The sequence below is a fragment of the Aeromonas sp. s12 genome (genome assembly GCF_040907925.1).
GTDB lineage: Bacteria > Pseudomonadota > Gammaproteobacteria > Enterobacterales > Aeromonadaceae > Aeromonas > Aeromonas veronii.
The window spans coordinates 40020-63085 of the sequence record NZ_JBFOCT010000008.1 but is presented as its reverse complement, the minus strand read 5'-3'; the positions used below and the strand labels follow the sequence as shown (position 1 = coordinate 63085).

General features: G+C 61.8%; 16 protein-coding genes. 15 read left to right on the top strand and 1 reads right to left on the bottom strand.

All coding sequences use genetic code 11. The features are described from left to right. The first annotated feature begins 13 nt into the window (after positions 1–13). The 15 genes from AB5Y67_RS02530 to AB5Y67_RS02460 all read left to right on the top strand — a co-directional run bounded on the left by AB5Y67_RS02530 (position 14) and on the right by AB5Y67_RS02460 (position 19000). Positions 14–688, top strand: coding sequence for an NADH-quinone oxidoreductase subunit B family protein (locus AB5Y67_RS02530; protein WP_005344917.1), 675 nt, complete (start codon positions 14–16; stop codon positions 686–688). Between the two features lie 2 nt (positions 689–690). Continuing rightward, positions 691–2496, top strand: coding sequence for an NADH-quinone oxidoreductase subunit C/D (gene nuoC, locus AB5Y67_RS02525; protein WP_040067274.1), 1806 nt, complete (start codon positions 691–693; stop codon positions 2494–2496). 80 nt (positions 2497–2576) lie between these two features. Further along, positions 2577–3119, top strand: a complete 543-nt coding sequence (gene nuoE, locus AB5Y67_RS02520; RefSeq protein WP_234915137.1) for an NADH-quinone oxidoreductase subunit NuoE — start codon at positions 2577–2579, stop codon at positions 3117–3119. Further along, positions 3116–4501 carry an NADH-quinone oxidoreductase subunit NuoF gene (gene nuoF, locus AB5Y67_RS02515; RefSeq protein WP_042056105.1) on the top strand — a complete coding sequence of 462 codons (1386 nt, stop codon included), beginning with the start codon at positions 3116–3118 and terminating at the stop codon, positions 4499–4501. The genes nuoE and nuoF overlap by 4 nt, the downstream gene beginning before the upstream one ends. 41 nt (positions 4502–4542) lie before the next feature. Then, on the top strand, positions 4543–7299 hold the full coding sequence (gene nuoG, locus AB5Y67_RS02510) for an NADH-quinone oxidoreductase subunit NuoG (RefSeq protein ID WP_199427400.1): 2757 nt from the start codon (positions 4543–4545) through the stop codon (positions 7297–7299). Further along, positions 7296–8264: an NADH-quinone oxidoreductase subunit NuoH gene (nuoH, locus tag AB5Y67_RS02505; protein ID WP_005337244.1), complete on the top strand. Its 969-nt coding sequence runs from the start codon at positions 7296–7298 to the stop codon at positions 8262–8264. Before nuoG ends, nuoH begins: the two co-directional genes overlap by 4 nt. A gap of 10 nt (positions 8265–8274) precedes the next feature. Further along, the gene (gene nuoI / locus AB5Y67_RS02500; protein ID WP_005351100.1) at positions 8275–8817 is read left to right on the top strand and encodes an NADH-quinone oxidoreductase subunit NuoI; all 543 of its coding nucleotides are present in this window, start codon (positions 8275–8277) and stop codon (positions 8815–8817) included. 10 nt (positions 8818–8827) lie between these two features. Then, entirely contained in the window at positions 8828–9379 is a 552-nt protein-coding gene (nuoJ, locus tag AB5Y67_RS02495; protein ID WP_199427398.1) for an NADH-quinone oxidoreductase subunit J, read from the top strand. Further along, complete coding sequence (gene nuoK / locus AB5Y67_RS02490) at positions 9376–9684, top strand: NADH-quinone oxidoreductase subunit NuoK (protein WP_005337247.1); 309 nt, start codon at positions 9376–9378, stop codon at positions 9682–9684. Before nuoJ ends, nuoK begins: the two co-directional genes overlap by 4 nt. After that, complete coding sequence (nuoL, locus tag AB5Y67_RS02485; RefSeq protein ID WP_199427397.1) at positions 9681–11528, top strand: NADH-quinone oxidoreductase subunit L; 1848 nt, start codon at positions 9681–9683, stop codon at positions 11526–11528. The genes nuoK and nuoL overlap by 4 nt, the downstream gene beginning before the upstream one ends. 98 nt (positions 11529–11626) lie before the next feature. Next, positions 11627–13171, top strand: a complete 1545-nt coding sequence (gene nuoM, locus AB5Y67_RS02480) for an NADH-quinone oxidoreductase subunit M (RefSeq protein ID WP_199427396.1) — start codon at positions 11627–11629, stop codon at positions 13169–13171. Continuing rightward, positions 13168–14631: an NADH-quinone oxidoreductase subunit NuoN gene (gene nuoN, locus AB5Y67_RS02475; RefSeq protein ID WP_199427395.1), complete on the top strand. Its 1464-nt coding sequence runs from the start codon at positions 13168–13170 to the stop codon at positions 14629–14631. The genes nuoM and nuoN overlap by 4 nt, the downstream gene beginning before the upstream one ends. 232 nt (positions 14632–14863) lie before the next feature. Next, complete coding sequence (locus tag AB5Y67_RS02470) at positions 14864–16000, top strand: FIST signal transduction protein (protein ID WP_199427394.1); 1137 nt, start codon at positions 14864–14866, stop codon at positions 15998–16000. Then, entirely contained in the window at positions 15997–17454 is a 1458-nt protein-coding gene (locus tag AB5Y67_RS02465) for an HD-GYP domain-containing protein (RefSeq protein ID WP_279487506.1), read from the top strand. Before AB5Y67_RS02470 ends, AB5Y67_RS02465 begins: the two co-directional genes overlap by 4 nt. Before the next feature lies 1 nt (position 17455). Next, positions 17456–19000 (top strand): HD domain-containing phosphohydrolase, encoded by a 1545-nt coding sequence (locus AB5Y67_RS02460; protein ID WP_325793824.1) that lies wholly within the window; start codon positions 17456–17458, stop codon positions 18998–19000. 64 nt (positions 19001–19064) lie between these two features. Here AB5Y67_RS02460 and purL read toward each other — a convergent pair whose 3' ends face one another. Then, positions 19065–22988, bottom strand: a complete 3924-nt coding sequence (gene purL / locus AB5Y67_RS02455) for a phosphoribosylformylglycinamidine synthase (RefSeq protein ID WP_325793825.1) — start codon at positions 22986–22988, stop codon at positions 19065–19067. Positions 22989–23066: the final 78 nt, after the last annotated feature.

Sequence of the window (23066 nt, the reverse complement as noted above, 5' to 3'; positions counted from 1 at the left end):
TTGAGGTTGCACCATGAAGTACACCCTGACCCGGATTGACCCGGATGCACCCGTTGAGCGCTACCCCCAGGAGCAGCGCCAGACCGTCGATGACCCACTGGCGCAAGAAGCGACGCGCGGCATCATGATGGGCCGTCTCGAGGAGGTGCTGCAAGACACAGTCAACTGGGGCCGCAAAAACTCCCTCTGGCCTTACAACTTCGGCATCTCCTGCTGCTACGTGGAGATGTGTACCGCCTTCACCTCCCCCCACGATGTGGCCCGCTTCGGCGCCGAAGTTATCCGCGCTTCGCCGCGTCAGGCCGATTTCATGGTGATTGCAGGGACCCCCTTCATCAAGATGGCACCGGTGATTCAACGCCTGTATGAACAGCTGCTCGAACCCAAGTGGGTGATCTCCATGGGCGCCTGTGCCAACTCAGGCGGCATGTATGACATCTATTCCGTGGTGCAGGGGGTGGACAAGTTCCTGCCGGTCGACGTCTACATTCCGGGTTGCCCGCCCCGTCCCGAAGCCTTTTTGCAAGCCCTGATGCTGCTGCAGGACTCCATCGGCAAAGAACGCCGCCCCCTCTCCTGGGTAGTGGGCGATCAGGGGATCTACCGTCCCCAGATGCAGGCCGAAAAAGAGCGCAAGCGCGGCGAACGGATCAATGTGACCAACCTGCGCACGCCGGATGAGATCTGACCATGAAACTGACTCGTGATTTTCCCAGCAATTACGCCATGGCCCAGTGGCAGCCCAGCGACCACAAGGATGCCAAAGTCATTGGCGAACTGTTTGCCCACTTCGGGGCCGAGCACTTCACCGTGCAAACCACACGCACCGGCGTGCCGGTGGTCTGGCTTCCCCGCGAACTGCTGCAGGATGTGATGGGCTTTTTGCGCAAGGTGCCCTCCCCGTTCGTGATGCTCTTCGATCTCAGCGCCACCGATGAGCGGCTGCGCAGCCATCGCGACGGTCTGCCCCAGAGCGATTTCACCGTCTTCTATCACCTCATCTCCATCGACCGTAACGCCGATGTGATGTTGAAAGTGGCGTTGGCCGAAAGTGACCTGCATCTGCCCACCATCACCAACCACTTCCCCAATGCCAACTGGTACGAGCGGGAAGTATGGGATCTGATGGGCATCACCTTCGATGGCCACCCCCATCTGACCCGCATCATGATGCCCAAGAGCTGGCAGGGTCACCCGCTGCGCAAGGATTACCCGGCGCGCGCTACCGAATTCGATCCCTTCATGCTCGATGCCGCCAAACAGGACATGGAGCAGGAGAACCTGCTGTTCAAACCGGAAGAGTGGGGACTGGCCCGCGGCAACGAGAACGAGGACTACATGTTCCTCAACCTCGGCCCCAACCACCCCTCTGCCCACGGCGCCTTCCGGTTGGTGTTGCAGCTCGATGGCGAGGAGATCCGCAACTGCGTGCCCGACATCGGCTACCACCATCGCGGTGCCGAGAAGATGGGCGAGCGCCAGTCCTGGCACAGCTACATCCCCTATACCGACCGGGTCGAGTATCTGGGCGGGGTGATGAATAACCTCCCCTATGTGCTGGCGGTCGAGAAGCTGGCCGGCATCAAGGTGCCGCAGCGGGTCGACATGATCCGGGTGATGATGGCGGAGCTGTTCCGCATCCAGAGCCACCTCTTGTTCCTCGGGACCTATATCCAGGACGTGGGGGCCATGACCCCGGTCTTCTTCACCTTCACCGACCGGCAGAAGATCTACACCATCATCGAAGCGATCACCGGTGCCCGCATGCATCCGGCCTGGTTCCGTATCGGCGGTGTGGCCCACGACCTGCCGAAGGGATGGCAACGGCTGGTGCAGGACAACCTGCTGAGCTGGCTGCCCAAGCGGCTGATGGATTACGAAAAAGCGGCGATGCGCAACAGCATTCTGCGCGGTCGAACCATAGGCGTCTCTGCCTACACCACCGAGCAGGCGTTGTCCTGGGGCACCACGGGGGCCGGATTGCGCGCCACCGGCCTCAACTTCGACGTGCGCAAGTGGCGCCCCTACTCCGGTTACGATCAGTTCGACTTTGAAGTGCCGGTCGGCAGCAATGGCGATGCCTACGACAGAGCCACCGTGCGGATCGAAGAGATCCGCCAGAGCATGTCGATCATCGAACAGTGCATGAAGAACATGCCGGAGGGGCCGTTCAAGGCGGATCATCCCCTCACCACACCGCCGCCTAAAGAGCGCACCCTGCAGCACATCGAGACCCTGATCAACCACTTCCTGCAAGTGTCGTGGGGCCCGGTGATGCCCGCTGCCGAGTCGTTCCAGATGATTGAGGCGACCAAGGGGGTCAACAGTTACTACCTGACCAGCGATGGCTCCACCATGAGCTACCGGACCCGGATCCGCACCCCGAGCTTTGCTCACCTGCAGCAGATCCCCTCGGTGATCAAGGGCAGCATGGTGTCGGACCTCATCGTCTATCTGGGCAGTATCGATTTTGTTATGTCGGATGTGGACCGTTAAGTGATCCCGCCTCCCGGCCATGGCCGGGAATTGGGATCGCCGGACGAGCAGTAAAAGGACAAGCCACCAAAGGTCAAGTCATGAGCCAGCAATGTCAGTGTCACAATAATCAGACCCCACAGGGGCAAGGGGCATGCAGCAGCAAACAGGACGACTTCGTTCTGAGCCAGGCTGAATGCGATGCCATCGAACACGAGAAACACCACTACGAAGATCCCCGCGCCGCCAGCATCGAAGCGCTCAAGATCGTGCAGCAGGCCAGAGGCTGGGTACCCGACGGCGCCATTCATGCCATCGCGGCCGAGCTCGGCATTCCCGCCAGCGACGTGGAGGGGGTCGCCACCTTCTATAGCCAGATCTTCCGCCAGCCAGTAGGGCGCCACATCATCCGCGTCTGCGACAGCATGGTCTGCTACATCAATGGCCATGAAGATCTGCTGGCCGGTCTCAAGGAGGTGATGAACCTCGGCCCCGGTCAAACCACCCCGGATGGCCGCTTCACCCTGCTGCCGGTCTGCTGTCTTGGCAACTGCGACAAGGGGCCAGCCATCATGATCGATGACGACACCTATGGCGGCCTCGATCCGGTGACCTTGCTGAAAACGCTGGAGGCTTACCCATGAGCCTGCCGCAGAACAAGATCCTCGCCTCTCTTGGCACCGCCAACCGCACGGCCCGCACCGCCGAGACCCACCCGCTCACCTGGCGGCTGCGGGACGACGGCCAGCCGGTGTGGCTGGAGGAGTATCAGGCCAAACAGGGCTATGAAGCCGCCCGCAAGGCGCTCGGCCAGATGAGCCCGGACGAGATTGTCAGTACCGTCAAGGATGCCGGTCTCAAGGGGCGTGGCGGCGCGGGCTTCCCCACTGGCGTGAAGTGGGGGCTGATGCCCAAAGATGAGAGCATGAACATCCGCTACCTGCTCTGCAACGCCGACGAGATGGAACCCAACACCTGGAAAGATCGCCTGCTGATGGAGCAACTGCCCCATCTGCTGATCGAGGGGATGATCATCAGTGCCCGGGCGCTCAAGGCCTATCGCGGCTATATCTTCCTGCGCGGCGAATACGTTGATGCTGCCATCCATCTGCGCCGTGCGGTGGAAGAGGCCAAGGCCGCCGGTCTACTGGGCAAGAACATTCTGGGATCCGGTTTTGACTTCGAGCTGTTCGTCCACACCGGCGCCGGCCGCTACATCTGTGGTGAAGAGACGGCGTTGATCAATTCGCTGGAAGGGCGCCGCGCCAATCCGCGCGCCAAACCCCCCTTCCCCGCCGTCTCCGGCGTCTGGGGCAAACCCACCTGCGTCAACAACGTCGAAACCCTCTGCAACGTCCCCGCCATTATCGGCAACGGAGTCGCCTGGTATCACGCTCTGGCGCTGCCGGGCTCGGAAGATCACGGCACCAAGCTGATGGGCTTCTCCGGCAAGGTGAACAACCCCGGGGTCTGGGAGCTGCCCTTTGGCATCACCGCCCGCGAGCTGTTTGAAAATTACGCCGGCGGGATGAAGAGCGGCTATCGCCTGAAAGCGTGGCAACCGGGCGGCGCGGGAACCGGCTTCCTGCTGCCGGAGCACCTCGATGCCCAGATGTATACCGCCGGTATCGGCAAGGTCGGCACCCGGATGGGGACTGGCCTCGCCATGGCGGTGGATGACTCCATCAGCATGGTGAGTCTGCTGCGCAACATGGAGGAGTTCTTCGCCCGCGAGTCGTGTGGCTGGTGCACGCCCTGTCGCGATGGCCTGCCCTGGAGCGTCAAGCTGCTGCGGGCACTGGAACGTGGCGAAGGGCAATCCGGCGATCTGGCGACTCTGGAACAACTCTGCGGTTTCCTTGGCCCGGGCAAGACCTTCTGCGCCCACGCACCGGGCGCCGTCGAGCCGCTGGCCAGCGCCATCAAATATTTCCGCTCCGAATTCGAGGCCGGGATCAAAGGCAGCGGTGATAACCGCAAGCCGGTCAAAGGGATCCAGCCCAATCTGCTGGGCGAGCGCTGGTAACGACACCACAGATTTCACAAAACAGGTTTCAGGGAAGTTGTATGGCAACCATTTATGTAGACGGCAAAGAGTACGAGGTAGACGGAGCAGATAACCTGCTGCAAGCCTGTCTGTCGCTGGGTCTGGACGTCCCCTATTTCTGCTGGCATCCGGCGCTGGGTAGCGTTGGCGCCTGCCGCCAGTGTGCGGTCAAACAGTATCAGAATGCCGATGACAAACGCGGCCGTCTGGTCATGTCCTGCATGACCCCGGCCACCGATGGCAGCTACATCGCCATCGAGGATGAAGAGGCTAAAGAATTTCGCAAGAGCGTGGTGGAGTGGCTGATGACCAACCACCCCCACGACTGCCCGGTGTGTGAAGAGGGCGGCGCCTGCCACCTGCAGGATATGACGGTGATGACCGGCCACAACAGCCGTCGCTACCGTTTCACCAAACGCACCCACCAGAATCAGGAGCTGGGCCCCTTCATCGGTCACGAGATGAACCGCTGCATCGCTTGCTACCGCTGCGTCCGTTACTACAAGGATTATGCCGGTGGCGAGGATCTCGGGGTCTATGGTGCCCACGACAACGTCTATTTCGGGCGGGTCGAGGATGGCTCCCTGGAGAGTGAATTTTCCGGCAACCTGGTGGAGGTCTGCCCCACCGGCGTCTTCACCGACAAGACCCACTCCGAACGTTACAACCGCAAGTGGGACATGCAATTTGCCCCCAGCATCTGCCAGCAATGCTCCGTGGGCTGCAACATCAGTCCGGGCGAGCGTTATGGCGAGCTGCGCCGTATCGAAAACCGCTTCCACGGCAGCGTCAACCACTACTTCCTCTGTGACCGTGGCCGCTTTGGCTATGGCTATGTCAATCTGGCCGACCGCCCGCGCCAACCGCTGCTCAAAGATGGCAACGACCAGCTGACCATCACAGTCGATGGCGCCCTCAACCGAGCCGCCGATGCCCTGCGCACGGCCCGCGGCCTCATCGGCATCGGCTCGCCCCGCGCCTCGCTGGAGAGCAACTTTGCCCTGCGCGAGCTGGTGGGTGAAGCCAACTTCTACGCAGGCGTCGAGCAGGCCGAGTGGGCCTGTCAGCTGAAGATGCTGCAGATCCTGCAACAGGGCGGCGTGCCGACTCCGAGCCTGCGGGACATGGAAGAGGCCGACGCCATTCTGCTGCTCGGCGAAGATGTCACCATGAGCGCAGCCCGTATCGCGTTGGCGCTGCGCCAAGCCGTCAAGGGCAAGGCTCGCGAGCTGGCCCGCAAGATGAAGGTCGATCTGTGGCAAGTCGCCGCCGTTCAGACGCTGGGTCAGAACGAGCGCTACCCGCTGCTCATCACCAGCCTCGACACCACCCGTCTGGACGATGTGGCGGCCGACAAGCTGCACGCCCCCTATGCCGATCAGGCGCGCCTTGGCTTTGCCATCGCCAACCTGCTCGACCCGAGTGCACCGGCCGTGGCCGACCTCTGCCCCGAGCTGCAGGCACAAGCGACTCGCTGGGCCGAGCTGCTCGGCAACGCCAAGAAGCCGCTCATCATTGCAGGCTCCACTGCCCGCGATGTGGCGCTGCTTGAGGCGGCCAGCAACATTGCCCGCGCCCTGAAAGGCCGTGGACAGGAAGCCAACATCGCGCTGGTTGGCCAGGAGGCCAACTCGCTGGGGCTGGCCATGCTGGGCGCTCAAACCTTGTCAGACAAGCCGCTCGAAGCCGCCCTTGCGCGTATCGAGGCCGAAGAGGGGTTGGCGCTGGTCACCCTGGAGAACGATCTCTACCGCCGCGCGCCGCGCAACCGGGTGGATGCTGCGCTGGCACGGCTGCAGCACCTGCTGGTCATCGACCATCAGGCGACCCCGACCACCAACAAGGCAGATCTGGTGCTGCCAGCGGCCAGTTTTGCCGAGGCCGATGGCACCCTGGTGAACATGGAAGGGCGCGCCCAGCGCTTCTTCCAGGTCTATGCGCCCGCCTTCTACAACGCCGATATTCAGGTGCGTGAAGGGTGGCGCTGGCTGGCAGCGCTGCAAGGGGCGATCGAACGCAAGCCGCTGCGCTGGCAGAACTTCGACCAGGTCAACCATGACTGTGCCACCAGCAATCCGCTGCTGGCCACCATGCTGGAAGCGGCGCCCAACGCAGGCTTGCGGATCCGTGGCATGCGACTGGCCCGTGAGCCGCATCGTTACAGCGGTCGCACCTCCATGCTGGCGGATCAGAACGTCAGCGAGCCGCGGGTAGCGCAAGATCCCGACTCCCCCTTCAACTTCTCCATGGAAGGGTATGCCGGAGCCCGTCAGCCGCTGCCGCAAGTACCGTTCGCCTGGGCGCCGGGCTGGAACTCTCCCTCCGCCTGGAACAAGTTCCAGGATGAAGTGGGTGGCAAACTGCGTGCTGGCGATCCGGGTCGCCGTCTGCTGGAAGCAACAGACCCGCAGGCAGAAGGCAAGGAGCTGCTCGGCTGGTTCACCACCATCCCCGCCCCCTTCAAGGCCGCAGAGGCGCTGCAAGTGGTCAATTATGCCCAGCTGTTTGGCGGCGAGGAGCTGTCGGCTCGCAGCTCGGTCATTCAGGCCCGGATGAACGAACCCGAGCTGGTGCTCAATCCCCTTGATGCGCAGCGTCTGGCCCTGCATTCAGGCAATCAGGTCTCCTTCTCCTGGGGCGGTAGCCACTGGCAACTGCGTCTGCGGCTTAGCGAGCAACTGAGCGCCGGTCTGGTGGGGCTCCCCCTTGGGGTGAACGGCCTGCCGACGGCCCTGCAACAAGCCTCAATCACTAACCTGCAGGAGGTGATCGCATGAGCGAGTCGCTGATCGATCTGTTGCTGGAGGTGGGCAAGGCACTGATCGTGCTGGTGGGGATCGTGGGGGCTGGCGCCTTCATGAGCTTCATCGAGCGCCGTCTGCTGGCCCTGTGGCAGGATCGCTACGGCCCCAACCGGGTGGGGCCGTTTGGTCTGCTCCAGCTGGCCGCCGACATGATCAAGATGTTCTTCAAGGAGGACTGGATCCCGCCGTTCGCTGATCGGCGGATCTTTATCCTGGCCCCCATCATCGCCTTCACTGCCTTTATTCTGGCGTTTGCGGTGGTGCCCATCACCCCCACCTGGGGCGTGGCGGACCTCAATGTGGGGCTGCTCTACATCCTGGCCATCGCAGGGCTGGCGGTCTATGCGGTGCTGTTCGCCGGCTGGTCGAGCAACAACAAATACTCATTGCTCGGCAGCTTGCGCGCCTCGGCCCAGACCCTCTCCTACGAGGTGTTTCTCGGGCTCTCCCTGATGGGGATTGTGATCCAGACCGGCAGTTTCAACCTGCGGGATATCGTCGAGGCACAGGCAGACTTGTGGAACGTGGTGCCCCAGATCCTGGGCTTTGTCACCTTCCTGTTTGCCGGTGTCGCCGTCACCCACCGTCACCCGTTCGATCAGCCGGAAGCCGAGCAGGAGCTCGCCGACGGCTATCACATCGAGTATGCGGGGATGAAGTGGGGTCTCTTCTTCGTGGGCGAATATATCGGCATCGTGCTGATCTCCTCGCTCATCGTGACCCTCTTCTTCGGTGGCTGGCACGGCCCCTGGCTGCCCCCCTTCATCTGGTTTGCCCTGAAGACCGCCTGTTTCATGGTGTTCTTCATCCTACTGCGGGCCTCCCTGCCTCGCCCGCGCTTTGACCAGGTGATGTCGTTTGGCTGGAAAGTCTGCTTGCCGCTGACCCTGATCAATATGCTGGTCACCGCGGCAGTTGTACTGATAAGTACGCAGTGAGGCACTCAATATGAAAATTGTTAGCATTATTCAGGGTGTCGGCACCCAGTTACGCAGTCTGGCCATGGTCTTCTCCCATGCCTGGCGGCCCCGTGAAACCCTCAACTATCCGGAGCAGGCGGTCTATGCGGCCCCCCGCTACCGCGGTCGCATCGTGCTGACCCGCGACCCTGACGGAGACGAGCGCTGCGTGGCCTGCAACCTCTGCGCGGTTGCCTGTCCGGTCGGCTGTATCTCGCTGCAAAAATCTGAGCGGGATGATGGCCGCTGGTATCCGGAGTTCTTTCGCATCAACTTCTCTCGCTGCATCTTCTGCGGCCTGTGTGAAGAGGCTTGCCCCACCACCGCCATCCAGCTGACACCGGATTTCGAGATGGGTGAGTATCGCCGCCAGGATCTGGTGTACGAGAAGGAGGATCTGCTGATCAGCGGGCCCGGCAAATACCCGGACTACAACTTCTATCGCATGAGCGGGATGGCCATCGACGGCAAGCCGAAAGGGGATGCCGAAAACGAAGCCAAGCCCATCGATGTCAAGAGCCTGCTGCCCTGAGGAGTCAATCATGGAACTGGCATTTTATGCCTCGGCCCTGGTGGCCATTTACAGCACGCTGCGGGTGATCAGCACCAGCAATCCCATGCATGCGCTGCTCAATCTCATCATCTCCCTCATCGCCGTGGCCATGATCTTCTTCTGCCTGGGTGCCGCCTTTGCGGGCGCCCTGCAGGTGATCGTCTACGCCGGCGCCATCATGGTGCTGTTCGTGTTCGTGGTGATGATGCTGAACCTGGGGAGTGCCCAGGCACAGGAGAAAAAGTGGCTCACCCCCATGACCTGGGGGGGCCCAGCCCTGCTCTCGCTGATCCTGCTGGGCTTTCTGGCCCACGGCATTCTCGGGGTGACCGGGGGCCTGATCGGGGTGGCCGAGGTGACCGCCAAGCAGGTGGGTGTCGAGCTCTTTGGCCCCTATGTGCTGGCGGTGGAGCTTGCCTCCATCCTGCTGCTGGCGGGTCTGGTAACCGCCTATCACCTGGGTCGGGAAGAGAAGAGCGGTGAAGTGCTCTCCGTCCCGCGCTCTGCTTCCCGCTCTGCACAAGAAGGAGGTCAGCAATGAATGGAATCCCTATGGAGCACGGCCTCCTGCTGGCCGCGGTGCTCTTCTGCATCGGCTTGTGCGGTCTGCTGATCCGCCGCAACCTGCTCTACATCCTGATGAGTATCGAGATCATGATGAATGCCTCGGCACTGGCGTTTGTGGTGGCGGGTAGCCGCTGGGCCCAGGCCGATGGCCAGATCATGTATATCCTGGTGATTTCTCTGGCGGCAGCGGAGGCCAGTATCGGCCTTGCCCTGTTACTGCTGCTCTATCGTCGTTACCACACCCTGAACGTGGACACTGTGAGCGAGATGCGCGGATGAGCCTCTTATATCTGACTTTTCTATTTCCGCTGCTGGGATGGTTGGTGTTGGCCTTCTCCCTCGGCCGGTTTGGTGAGCGTACCTCGGCGCTGATCGGGGTAGGCTCCATTGGCCTGTCGGCCCTCACTACCCTGTGGGTCGGCATCGACTTTCTGGGCAACCCGCCCGAGGGGGGCGTCTATGTCCAGCGCCTGTGGCAATGGATGGCCGTGGGCAACTTTACCCCGAGCTTCTCGCTGGCACTGGATGGCCTGTCGCTGACCATGCTGGGGGTGGTGACCGGGGTGGGTTTCTTTATCCACCTGTTCGCTTCCTGGTATATGCACGGGGAAGAGGGTTACTCCCGCTTCTTCACCTACACCAACCTCTTTATCGCCAGCATGCTGTTTCTGGTGCTGGCCGATGACCTGCTGTTTGTCTACCTCGGCTGGGAAGGGGTAGGGCTGTGCAGCTATCTGCTGATCGGCTTCTACTACAAGGATCGCAAGAACGGAGAGGCGGCCCTCAAGGCATTTGTCGTGACCCGGGTGGGTGATGTCTTCCTCGCCATCGGCCTGTTTATCCTCTATCGGGAACTGGGCACCCTCAATATCCACGAGCTGCTGGTTCGTGCCCCGACCCTGTTTGCCGAGGGCTCCCCTGCCCTGTCGCTGGCCTGCCTGATGCTCCTGGGCGGCGCGGTCGGCAAATCGGCACAGCTGCCGCTGCAAACCTGGCTGGCGGATGCGATGGCAGGCCCGACCCCTGTCTCCGCGTTGATCCACGCTGCCACCATGGTGACTGCTGGTGTCTACCTGATTGCCCGTACCCACGGCCTGTTCCTGCTGGCGCCGGAGATCCTCCATCTGGTCGGGCTGGTTGGCGCCATCACGCTAGTGCTGGCAGGCTTTGCGGCGCTGGTTCAGACCGATATCAAGCGGATCCTTGCCTACTCTACCATGAGCCAGATTGGCTACATGTTTCTGGCACTAGGTGTCGGCGCATGGGAAGGGGCCATCTTCCACCTGATGACCCACGCCTTCTTCAAGGCGCTGCTGTTCCTCTCCGCCGGTGCCGTTATCGTTGCCTGCCACCATGAGCAGAACATCTTCAAGATGGGTGGCCTGCGCAAGAGTCTGCCACTGGTCTATGCCTGTTTCCTGGTGGGGGGCTCGGCGCTGGCGGCGTTGCCGCTGGTCACTTCCGGTTTCTACAGTAAGGACACCATCCTGTGGCAAGTAGAAGCCTCTGGCCAAAGCGCGCTGCTGTGGGCAGGTCTGGTAGGGGCATTCCTCACCTCGCTCTACACCTTCCGGCTGATCTTTATCGCCTTCCATGGCAAAGAGAAGACCAAAGCCCATGCGGGCCACGGTCTGGCTCACCATCTGCCGCTGCTGGTATTGCTGGTGCTCTCCACCGGCATAGGCGCGCTGATCACCCCGCCACTGGCAGGTGTACTACCCGCAGGCCCTGGTGACCATATCGAAGAGGGTCGCCATGCGCTGGAGGTAGCCTCTGGCATCATTGCCATTGCTGGCATCGCGCTGGCCGCATTTCTGTTCCTTGGTGAGCGCCGCCTGGCCACCTCCATTGCCAACAGCGCGCCAGGCCGGCTGCTCAGCACCCTCTGGTTCAACGCCTGGGGCTTTGACTGGCTCTACGACCAGCTGTGGGTCAAACCCTATCTGCTGGCGACCCGGCTGCTGGCCAGAGACCCGCTGGACTGGATGATGGGCCTGCCCGCCTGGCTTGCCCTGCGTGGCAACCAGCTGCTGGCCTGGACAGTGACCGGCAAGTTGCGCTGGTATGCCGCCTCCATGGGGATCGGCGCCGTGCTGGTGCTGGCGCTGTTGCTGCTGGGATAACGCGATGAACAACACGAAGATCGTACAGCCGGGCTGTTTGCTCTCCCTGATGGAACAGGGAGCGCAATCTCATATGAACTTGAACGAGAGCTGATACCGTGACCTTACTCTGGATCTTGCTAATTCCTTTTATCGGCGGCTTGCTCTGCTGGCAGATGGAGCGTCTCGGCGGGCAGTTTGTCCGTTGGGTTGCCCTGCTCTCCATGAGCGCCAGCCTGCTGCTCTCCTGTGCCATCTGGCTAAGTGGTGATTTCTCCCTTGCCACGACCGGCCTCGACAGCGCGGGCGTCTCTGGTGCTGCCTCCGCCTGGGCCGCCGAGTGGCGCCTGCCGTGGATCCCCCGCTTCGGCATCTCTTTGCATCTGGCGGTGGATGGCCTGTCGCTCTTGATGGTGATCCTCACCTGCTTTATCGGGGTGCTGGCCATCCTCTGTTCGTGGAAAGAGATCGTGCAGCGCATCGGCTTCTTCCACCTCAACCTGCTCTGGATCCTGGGCGGCGTGCTCGGCGTCTTCATGGCGCTGGACCTGTTCCTCTTCTTCTTCTTCTGGGAGATGATGCTGGTCCCCATGTACTTCCTGATTGCGCTATGGGGCCACTCGGTCACTGACGGCAAATCACGGATCAACGCCGCAACCAAGTTCTTCATCTACACCCAGGTGAGCGGCCTTATCATGCTGGTGGCCATCATCGGGCTGGTGCTGACCCACCAGCATGCCACCGGAGTCTTCACCTTCAACTATCTGGAGCTGCTCAATACACCGATGAGCAAGGGCGTTCAGTGGCTGCTGATGCTGGGATTCTTTATCGCCTTCGCGGTCAAGATGCCACTGGTGCCGCTGCACGGCTGGCTGCCGGATGCCCACAGTCAGGCGCCGACCGCAGGCTCGGTGGATTTGGCAGGTATTTTGCTAAAAACCGCCGCCTACGGTCTGCTGCGCTTTGCCCTGCCGCTCTTCCCCGAAGCCTCTGCCGAATTTGCCCCCTACGCCATGGTGCTGGGCCTGATCGGCATCGTCTACGGCGCCATCGTGGCCTTTGCCCAGACCGACATCAAACGGCTGGTAGCCTACACCAGCATCTCCCACATGGGTTTTGTGATGATCGCTATCTATTCGGGTAGCGAGCTGGCCCTGCAGGGCGCCGTGGTGCAGATGATCGCCCACGGTCTCTCCGCTGCCGGCCTCTTTATCCTCTGCGGTCAGCTCTACGAACGGTTGCACACCCGGGATCTGCGCCAGATGGGCGGCCTGTGGGGACGCCTGCGCTATCTGCCCGGCGTGATGCTCTTCTTCTCGGTGGCGTTGCTCGGCATGCCGGGCACCGGCAACTTTGTCGGCGAGTTCCTGATCCTGGTCGGTAGCTTCCAGGTCGCCCCGGTGATCACTGCGGTCGCTACCTTCGGCCTGGTGCTGGCCTCGGTCTACTCCCTCATCATGCTGCAGCGCGCCTGCTTTGGCCCGGCCAAGGACGAGAGCATCCTGAAAGGACTGGATCGCCGCGAGCTGACCATGATGATGGTGATCGCGGGCCTGCTGGTTCTGCTGGGCCTCTATCCCCAACCCGTGATTGATACCGCCAGCAGCAGCCTCATCAACGTGCTGCACTGGTATCTGCTGCCAACTGCTGGAGCTCTGCAATGACTTTCTCCGCTTCCCAACTGCTGGCACTGCTTCCCCTGCTGCTGACCACCGGGGCCATGGCGGCCCTGATGCTGGCCATCGCGTGGCGCCGCTGTGTCACTACCGCCTTTACCGTCACCATCATTGGTCTCAACCTGGCGCTCTTCTCCCTGCCCATTGTGATGGCGCAAGGAGAGCAGGGGGTCACCCCGCTGCTGCAAGTCGATGGCTATGCCGTCTTCTACATGGGATTGGTACTGATTGGTGCGCTGGCAACCTGTACCTTCGGCCAGTCGTGGCTGAAAGCCTACCCGGATAACCGGGAAGAGTTCTTCCTGCTGCTGCTGATTGCAACTGCCGGTGGTCTGGTGCTGGCCTGCTCCCGCCACCTCGCCTCCCTCTTTATCGGGATCGAGATGCTGACCCTGCCGATGTTTGGTCTGGTAGGTTACGCCTATCGCGAGCGCCACTCGCTGGAAGCCGCGGTGAAGTACATGGTGCTCTCTGCCGCTGCCACCGCCTTCCTGCTGTTTGGTATGGCGCTGCTCTATGCCCAGGCTGGCAGCCTGAGCTTTGATGCCCTCGGGGTAACCATGGCCCAGAGCCCGGCTCACCATCCGCTGCTGATGGGTGGCCTCGGTCTGATGCTGGTCGGTTTTGCCTTCAAGCTCTCGCTGGCCCCCTTCCACCTCTGGACGCCGGATGTCTATGAAGGTGCACCGGCACCGGTCGCCACCTTCCTCGCAACCGTCAGCAAGGTCGCCGTGTTTGCCGTACTGCTGCGCTTCTATCTGGCGGTACCGGCTGCTGCCGATCCCATGATCCACTGGTTGCTGGCAGCCATGGCGATCATCTCCATCCTGGTCGGCAACCTGCTGGCCCTGGTGCAGACCAACGTCAAACGGATGCTGGGTTACTCTTCCATCTCCCACTTCGGTTACCTGCTGGCGGTGATCGTGGCGAGCCGATTCGGCCAGATGCCGGTGGAAGCAGCCGGGGTCTACCTGCTGATGTATCTGTTCACCAGCCTGGGTGCCTTTGGGGTGGTGAGCATGATGTCGAGCCCCTATCGCGGCAAGGATGCCGACTCCCTGCACAGCTATCGTGGTCTGTTCTGGAAGCGCCCCTATCTGACTGCCGTACTGACGGTGATGATGTTGTCACTCGCGGGCATCCCGATGACCCTCGGCTTTATCGGCAAGTTCTACCTCATCGGCGTCACCGTCGAGGCGCAGCTCTGGTGGCTCTCCGGTGCCATCGTGCTCGGCAGCGCACTGGGTCTCTACTACTACCTCAAGGTGATGGTGACCCTCTATCTGCGCGAACCGGGTATGCAGCAGCGCGATGCCAGCGCCGACTGGGCACTCTCCTCCGGTGGTGTGGTAGTGCTGCTCTCTGCAGCGCTGGTGGTGTTGCTGGGGCTCTATCCCCAGCCGGTCATCAGCCTGGTACAAGGGTTCCAGCACGTGGTATTGCAGTAACCTTTACCGTTACTACCCCTCATTACCCGCAAAACCGGCAGCCTTGGCTGCCGGTTTTCTATTTCCGGCCCGACAGCATCACGCATTCCGCGAGCCAGCAAATGACAGATCAGTCAGCGAGGGTGATACCCATCATGGTTTTTGCCATACAACCAGAACCGGGCGAGATCCTCATACCCTCTTGAATTCCTTATTGATATATTGGTTACATTCTGGAATGGAGTTCAGATTGATGAAGCAACACTACGTTTGCCAATTTAACCCGACAGAACTGGCCGCCACGCTGGCACCCTTGCAAGGAGGCAAGCTGACCATACTGCTGGCCGAACAGGATTACGCGCAGGTTCCCCTGTTGCAGCAGTTGTGCCGCGACTTCAACATCGCCCTGGATGGCGCCATTTTCCCCCAGCTGATCGGTGCGCAAGGATTGTTGCCGCAAGGGGCCTGGATACTGCCCAGAGCCAACCCCTATCACGCCACACTGCTGCCCCTGACACCGCAGGCCAGCGCAGTATCCCTTGCCCACCGGATTGCGGAACAGGTGGAGAACATGCTGGCCACCTGGCCAACCCCTTCGCCGCCACCAACCCTGTTTCTGACCTTCGACAACCTCATTCCCAATATCGCCTCCATTCTGGATGCGCTTTATCTGCAACTGGCCAATCGCGTCAACTATGCCGGCGCCAACGCAGGCAGCGGCAGCTTCACCCCCCTTGCCTGCCTGTTCGACAATCAACGGCAACTTGCCTACGGGGTCACCTGCACGCTGCTGCCCAGCAATAGCTTTCCCTTTCTGGAACATGGTTACCAACTCTCGGCCCAACCAATGCTGGCCACCAGCAGTGAAGCGAACAAGATTGCCTACATCGATTGGCAACCGGCCTTTCAAAAATATCAGGGGCTGATCCGCCAGCAATTCCAGCACACGATGGTGCGCGAGGAGCTCTACCGTTTCGTGGTGCACATGCCACTGGGCCTGCTGCGGGCCAACGGGGATGTGATTGTCAGGATCCCCGTCGAGGCAAACGATGACGGCGCCCTGCTCTGCGCCGGCGAGGTCGCAGAGCACAGCATCCTCACCCTGCTGAAGGCGCCAGAGAGTGCCACCGAACATGCCTGCTCACTGGCCAAGCGCCTCAACCAGCAACAAACCCTCACCCGGGCACACTTGTTGGAGGTCTACTACTGCGCAGGACGCCAGCTGCACTTCGACCAGCAGACGGTGACCGAGCTGCGCACCCTGCTGACCCACTCAGGGGCCGGCGATCTGGCAGGAGCCCTCTCCCTTGGCGAAATTGGCAGCGTGCGCCATGGGGATTACCCCCAATTTCATAACGGCGCCATTCTCTGTAACGGGGCAGTGATATGAACAACCACCACGCCATGGCCATCGTCTGCGATCTGGCGCTCTGCATCGGGCGTGAAGTCACGCTGGATGCGCTGCTCACCAAGGTACTGCAACGTTTTATGCATCACTGCGCCACGCCGGTTGGCGCGGTATTGCAGCAGCAACAGGAGGGATACAAGCTGCTCAAGGTGATCGGCGACGAGCAGCTGCGTCAGCACACCGGCACCACCCTGACCCTGCCTGGGTGGGTCAGCGAGGAGGAGCACTGCCTGCTGCAACAGACGCTCCCCCTGCCGGGCAGCCGCCCCTACCAGTTTGCCTATCGGCTCAAGGTTGAAGGGGGTTATCTCATCTTGCTGCTCGCCCCCCAGCCACATCAGCAGATCGTACCGGTCTGCCATCTGTTCAGCCCGGTGCTCGGCAACTTGGCCCGCGCCATTTCCCTGTGCAAGGACAGCGAGCTGCTCGCCCTGCGTCAGCAGGCCGAACTGAAGGATCTGAAACACTTCAACGAATCCCTGCTCAAGGCTATCCCGATCCCGGTGTTCTACAAAGATATCGAAGGGCGATTCCTGGGCTGTAACCAGGCCTTCAATCAGGTGATCGGCCTCGGCAAGGAGGCGCTGCTGGGTCGACGGGTCGAGGAGCTGCTGCCAGTCGGGCTTGCCGAGGCCTACAGCATGCGGGAAGCCGAATTGCTGCGAAGTCGCCAGCCCCAGTGCATCGAACAGCAGTTGCATGACCGCAATGGCATGCGCTATCAGGTCATCTGTTTCAAGGATCTCTTCTATGACCATCAGGGGATGGTTGCCGGCATCATCGGCACCCTGGTCGACATCACCCGCCTCAAGGAGAGCGAGCGCCACCAGCGTGACCTGCTGTTCCAGACCATCAGTGCCCTCGCCAGCGCCATCAGCCACAAGGATCGCAACAGTGTGGGCCATGAGCTGAGGGTGCGCGATTTGGCACTGGCCATCGGGCAGGCCATGCAACTGCGGCAAGAGCGGCTGGATGCGCTGGGACTGGCGGCCATGGTGCACAATATCGGCCTGCTGCAGATCCCCACCGAGATCATCACCCGCCCACGTGAATTACGGCCGGTGGAGTTCGAACTGATCAAGCAGCACCCCCAGGCCGGCCACGATATTCTCAAACAGATCGACTTCCCCTGGCCCATCGCCACCATAGTGCTGCAGCACCACGAAAACCTCGATGGCAGCGGCTATCCGCAGGGGCTGGCGGGCAACGCAATTATCCTGGAGGCGCGCATTATCCGGGTGGCCGACTCGCTGATCGCCATGACCTCCCATCGCCCGTTTCGCCGGGCCATGCCTCTGAGTGACGCCATTGCCGAACTGACCCGCTATGCCGGGATCCATTACGATGAAAAAGTGGTCAACAGCTGTATCGTACTCTGGCAGACCGGCTACCACTTCGGCCCTCCCATCAGTCAACTTGCAGACAAGGCGGGATAAGATGTCCGAACTCCTCACCTCCTGTACACTCCCCCACCCACTGACCGATGCGCTCCCCTCCTCGGCGCTGTTGCTGACCCAGGTGATGGATCAGCTTCCCTATCGGGTGCTGCTCAAAGACACCCGCTTCAGCTACATCGCGGGCAACCGCCTGCTGGCGGCGGATCTCGCCCTCTCACCAGAGGCACTGGTGGGCAAGAATGACTGCGACTTCTTTCCCCCCGAACTGGTACAACGCTATCGGGAGGATGACGCCCGAGTCATGCGCGAGGGGATACACCAGCACATCGAAGAGCCCTATCTGAAGGGGGGGGAAGCCCGCTGGCTCAGCACCACCAAGTTTCCCCTGCGTGATGAGGCGGGGAGTATCGTGGGGGTCGGCGTCTTCTTCGAAGACATTACCGAGCAGAAGTGGCAGCAGGAGAAACTGCAACAGTACAGCTGGACCCAGCAGGCGATCAGCCGCGCCCACCACGCCCTGCTCAAACCGGGCGATGAGCCGCAACTGCTGCAGGATATCTGCGATGCCATCGCCGTCGATGACCGTTTTCCGCTGGTGGCAGTGCTGCAAGGCCAGCCCGAACTCGCCCACCCGCCGAGGATCGTGGCGCAGGCAGGCAGTGCCGATGCCTCGGAACAAACGCTGTGGTTGAACGATGAGGCCCTCACCCAGGCCATCCTCCACCAGCGGCGTCTCAATCAGGTGATCTTCCACGAGCGGCCCCATACCGGCCACCACCCGTTGCGTTCCCGCCTGCTGATCCCCTTGCCACTGCAGGAGGATCTGGCCGGTGCGCTGATCATTCACAGCGACCAGCCACGGTTGTTCAGCCAGGAGGAGGAGCAGCTCTTCATCCAGCTGACCGACTACCTCACCTATGGCCTGCAGGCGCGCCATACCCAGCAGGCTTATCTGCGCTCGCAACAGGAGAAGATCTTCCATGCCCGCCAGCTGGAGCTGGCACTGGAAGATGCACTGGGTGCCATCGCCGCCGTGCTGGAGCAGCGCGATCCCTATACCGCTGGCCATCAGAAACATGTGGCCAAGCTGGCCCAAGCCATCGGCCGGGAGCTCAGGCTGGAAGAGAAGCGGCTGCGGGGGATCTATCTGGGCGCCATGGTGCACGATATCGGCAAGATCCAGGTACCGGCCGAAATTCTCACCAAACCGGAGCGCCTCACGCCACTGGAGTTCGAGCTGGTCAAGGAGCACCCCGCCATCGGTTATCTGGTGCTCAAGGATATCGACTTCCCCTGGCCCATCGCCCGGATGATCCACCAGCACCACGAGTATCTCGATGGCTCCGGCTATCCGCTGGGACTCAAGGGGGATGAGATCCTGCTGGAGGCCCGCATCCTCACCGTCGCCGATATCGTCGAATCCATGTCCTCTGATCGCCCCTATCGCGCCGCCCTCGGCATTCCCCAGGCCAGGGAGCAGATCATCCAGATGCGCGGCCATCAGCTCGATGAGGATGTGGTGGATGCCTGTCTGCGGATCCTCGACCGGGGAGACTTTATCCCCCAACCGCTCGGCAAGCCGTAACGACACGGATAAAAAAACCGGCCAATTGGCCGGTTTCTGTTTTTATGCGCTGGTGCTGTCTCTATTAACCCAGACGAACCCGGGCGTTGCGGAACATCCGCATCCAGGCACCATCCTCGCCCCAGTTGTCAGGGTGCCAGGAGTTGGCCACGGTGCGGAACACCCGCTCCGGGTGCGGCATCATGATGGTGGCGCGACCGTCGGTGGTGGTCACGGCGGTGATACCATCCGGCGAGCCATTCGGGTTGGCCGGGTAACGCGAGGTCACGCTGCCGCGGTTGTCGACAAAGCGCAGCCCTACCAGACCGCTCTGCTGTAGTGCGCTCAGGTGAGCGGCATCGCGTACCTCGACACGCCCTTCCCCGTGGGAAACGGCAATGGGCATCACGGAGCCTGCCATGCCGGCGAAGAAGGCCGACGGGGACTCCTGCACCTCAACCAGACTGAAGCGGGCTTCGAAGCGCTCGGAGCGGTTGCGTACAAAGCGCGGCCAGAGATCGGCACCCGGGATAAGGTCTCGCAGGTTGGACATCATCTGGCAACCGTTGCAGACACCCAGAGAGAGGGTATCGCCACGCTCGAAGAAGCGCTGGAACTGCTCGCGGGCGTTGTCATTGAACAGGATGGACTTGGCCCAGCCTTCACCGGCACCCAACACGTCACCGTAGGAGAAGCCGCCACAGGCCACCAGGGTCTGGAACTCCTCCAGCTTGATGCGACCGGAGAGAATATCGCTCATATGGACATCGACCGCCGCGAAACCGGCACGATCGAACGCCGCCGCCATCTCCACATGGGAGTTGACCCCCTGCTCGCGCAGCACCGCCAGACGGGGGGAGACCCCGCGAGCAATGTAAGGTGCAGCCACATCCTCGGACGGGTTGTAAGTCAGCTTGGCATGCAGACCCGGATCGGTGGCGTCCTGACGGGCCGCGTGCTCACTGTCGGCGCACGCCGGGTTGTCGCGCAGGCGCTGCATCTGCCAGCTGGTCTCGCCCCAAATGGTGCGAAGTGCGGTACGGCTGGCACGATAGACCTCCTGACCGCCCCGCTGCAAGGTGATGAGATCCCCTTCGCGCACGGTACCGAGCACATGGGAGCAGGCCGCCAGACCGTGACCGGCCAGCAGGGTCATAACCGCCTCTTTATCTTCACGACGCACCTGAATGACGGCGCCCAGCTCTTCGTTGAACAGCGCCGGCAGCAGCTCGCCGCCGATGCGATCGAGCTGGATGTCGAGGCCGCAGTGACCGGCAAACGCCATCTCGGTCAGGGTGACGAACAGGCCACCGTCGGAGCGGTCGTGGTAGGCGATCAGCTTGCGATCGGCCACCAGCGCCTGAATGGCGTTGAAGAAGCCCTTGAGCTGGACCGGATTGTCGAGATCCGGCGCCTTGTCACCCAGCTGGCGATAGACCTGCGCCAGCGCCGAGGCGCCGAGGCGCTGCTTGCCATTGCCAAGGTCGACGAGGATAAGGTCGGTTTCACCGAGATCGGTACGCAGCTGTGGCGTGACTGTGTTGCGCACATCCTCGACCCGGGCAAAAGCGGAGATGAGCAGGGAGAGCGGCGAGGTGACGCTGTGCTCCTTGCCATCCTGCTGCCAGCGGGTCTTCATGGACATGGAGTCCTTGCCCACAGGAATGGTGATGCCCAAGGCCGGGCAGAGCTCCTCGCCCACCACCTTGACCGCCTCATAGAGACCGGCATCTTCACCCGGATGACCGGCAGCGGCCATCCAGTTGGCGGAGAGCTTGACCCGCTTCAGCGACCCGATATGAGCCGGCGCCAGGTTGGTGAGCGCTTCCGCCACCGCCATGCGAGCGGAGGCGGCGTGGGAGAGCAGCGCCACCGGGGTACGCTCGCCCATCGACATGGCTTCGCCGTGATAGCTGTCATAGGTGGCAGCGGTGACGGCGCAATCGGCCACCGGGATCTGCCAAGGGCCAACCATCTGATCGCGATTGACCAAGCCAGTCACGCTGCGATCGCCGATGGTGATAAGGAAGGACTTCTCCGCCACGGTCGGCAGACGCAGAACCCGCTCGGCCGCGTCACTCAAAGTGATGCCATCGAGCTGGAGCGCTTTGCCCTGTGCTGGCAGAGTCACCACGTCGCGGTGCATCTTGGGCGCCTTGCCGAGCAGCACATCCAGCGGCAGATCGATGGGCTGATTGTCAAAGTGGCTGTCAGAGAGGGTCAGATGCTTCTCTTCGGTCGCGGTACCGATGACGGCATAGGGGGCGCGCTCACGCTCGCACAGCGCCTTGAACAGCGGCAACTTGTCCTGCGCTACCGCCAGCACGTAACGCTCCTGAGATTCGTTGCACCAGATCTCCAGCGGGCTCATGCCCGGCTCGTCGCTCTGGATGGCGCGCAGATCGAAACGACCGCCACGCTCACCGTCGTTGACCAACTCCGGCATGGCGTTGGAGAGACCACCCGCCCCCACATCGTGGATAAAGACGATAGGGTTGTCTTCACCCAGCTGCCAGCAGCGATCGATCACCTCCTGGCAACGGCGCTCCATCTCGGGGTTGTCACGCTGCACCGAGGCAAAGTCGAGATCTTCGGCTGACTGGCCGGAGGCCATGGAGGATGCGGCACCACCACCCAGACCGATGTTCATCGCCGGGCCGCCCAGCACGATCAGCGCAGCGCCGACCGGGATCTCCCCTTTCTGGACATGTTCGGTGCGGATGTTGCCGATGCCGCCTGCCAGCATGATGGGCTTGTGGTAGCCACGCACCTCGACGCCGTTGTGGCTCGGCACCTCCTCTTCGAAGGTACGGAAGTAGCCGAGAATGGCCGGACGGCCGAACTCGTTGTTAAACGCGGCGCCGCCGAGCGGCCCCTCCTGCATGATGTCGAAGGCACTGACGATACGGCTCGGCTTGCCGAAATCCTGCTCCCAGGGCTGCTCGAAGCCGGGAATGCGCAGGTTGGAGACGGAGAAACCGACCAGACCCGCCTTGGGCTTGGCACCGCGACCGGTGGCTCCCTCGTCGCGAATTTCGCCGCCGGAGCCGGTGGCTGCGCCCGGGAACGGGGAGATGGCGGTCGGGTGGTTGTGGGTCTCCACCTTCATCAGGATGTCGACCTGTTCCTGGTGATACTGGTATTCGCCGTTGGCCGGGCTCGGGAAGAAGCGGCCACCCTGGCTCCCTTCCATCACGGCGGCGTTGTCTTTATAGGCAGAGAGGACATGATCCGGCGTCTGCTCGAAGGTGTTCTTGATCATCTTGAACAGCGACTTGGGCTGCTGTTCGCCATCGATGGTCCAGTCGGCATTGAAGATCTTGTGACGGCAGTGTTCGGAGTTCGCCTGGGCGAACATGTAGAGCTCGATGTCGTTGGGGTTGCGACCCAACTTGGTGAAGTTCTCCACCAGATAGTCGATTTCGTCGTCGGCCAGCGCCAGACCGAGCGCCACGTTGGCTTCGGCCAGGGCTGCGCGACCACCGCCCAGCACATCCACCTGGGTGAAGGGGCGCGGCTCGTGGTGAGCAAACAGGGCGGCAGCTTCGCTCATCTCGGCAAACACCACTTCCATCATCCGATCATGGAGCACGGCGGCAATGGCGCTGCGCTGGGCGGCACTCAACTCACCCTGCCCCTTGATGGTCAGGTAATAGGCAATACCACGCTCCAGCCGCTTGACCTGTTTCAGGCCGCAATTGTGGGCGATGTCGGTTGCTTTGGAAGACCAGGGGGAGATAGTGCCGGGGCGGGGGGTAACAAGAAACAGCTGACCGCTGGGGGTGTGTTCGGGGATGGTCGGGCCGTAGCGCAAGAGCTGGCCCAAGGTCGCTCGCTCGGGGGGAGAGAGGGGGCTTGTCAGCTCGGCAAAGTGCACGTATTCGGCATAGACATCCTCTATCTCTACTCCGCTCTCTACTCCACTCTCGTTTCTCATCTGTGCGAAGCGTTGCAGCAGTTTTTGGACACGAAAATCAGACAGTGCTGGGGCACCACGCAAGATATCCATATGACCTTTCTCACCAAGTTTTAAAGTGGGGGGGAATTGAGACGCGCGTATTATAGGGATCTGGCTCACAGCGGACAA

Excerpts from the sequence above, each read along its gene's own strand:
- nuoI (WP_005351100.1), top strand. The coding sequence starts at position 8,275 with ATGAAAATTGTTAGCATTATTCAGGGTGTCGGCACCCAGTTACGCAGT.
- nuoN (WP_199427395.1), top strand. The coding sequence starts at position 13,168 with ATGACTTTCTCCGCTTCCCAACTGCTGGCACTGCTTCCCCTGCTGCTG.
- AB5Y67_RS02530 (WP_005344917.1), top strand. The coding sequence starts at position 14 with ATGAAGTACACCCTGACCCGGATTGACCCGGATGCACCCGTTGAGCGC.
- AB5Y67_RS02460 (WP_325793824.1), top strand. The coding sequence starts at position 17,456 with ATGTCCGAACTCCTCACCTCCTGTACACTCCCCCACCCACTGACCGAT.
- nuoC (WP_040067274.1), top strand. The coding sequence starts at position 691 with ATGAAACTGACTCGTGATTTTCCCAGCAATTACGCCATGGCCCAGTGG.
- purL (WP_325793825.1), bottom strand. The coding sequence starts at position 22,988 with ATGGATATCTTGCGTGGTGCCCCAGCACTGTCTGATTTTCGTGTCCAA.
- nuoG (WP_199427400.1), top strand. The coding sequence starts at position 4,543 with ATGGCAACCATTTATGTAGACGGCAAAGAGTACGAGGTAGACGGAGCA.
- nuoK (WP_005337247.1), top strand. The coding sequence starts at position 9,376 with ATGAATGGAATCCCTATGGAGCACGGCCTCCTGCTGGCCGCGGTGCTC.
- nuoL (WP_199427397.1), top strand. The coding sequence starts at position 9,681 with ATGAGCCTCTTATATCTGACTTTTCTATTTCCGCTGCTGGGATGGTTG.
- nuoE (WP_234915137.1), top strand. The coding sequence starts at position 2,577 with ATGAGCCAGCAATGTCAGTGTCACAATAATCAGACCCCACAGGGGCAA.
- nuoJ (WP_199427398.1), top strand. The coding sequence starts at position 8,828 with ATGGAACTGGCATTTTATGCCTCGGCCCTGGTGGCCATTTACAGCACG.
- nuoF (WP_042056105.1), top strand. The coding sequence starts at position 3,116 with ATGAGCCTGCCGCAGAACAAGATCCTCGCCTCTCTTGGCACCGCCAAC.
- AB5Y67_RS02470 (WP_199427394.1), top strand. The coding sequence starts at position 14,864 with ATGAAGCAACACTACGTTTGCCAATTTAACCCGACAGAACTGGCCGCC.
- nuoH (WP_005337244.1), top strand. The coding sequence starts at position 7,296 with ATGAGCGAGTCGCTGATCGATCTGTTGCTGGAGGTGGGCAAGGCACTG.
- AB5Y67_RS02465 (WP_279487506.1), top strand. The coding sequence starts at position 15,997 with ATGAACAACCACCACGCCATGGCCATCGTCTGCGATCTGGCGCTCTGC.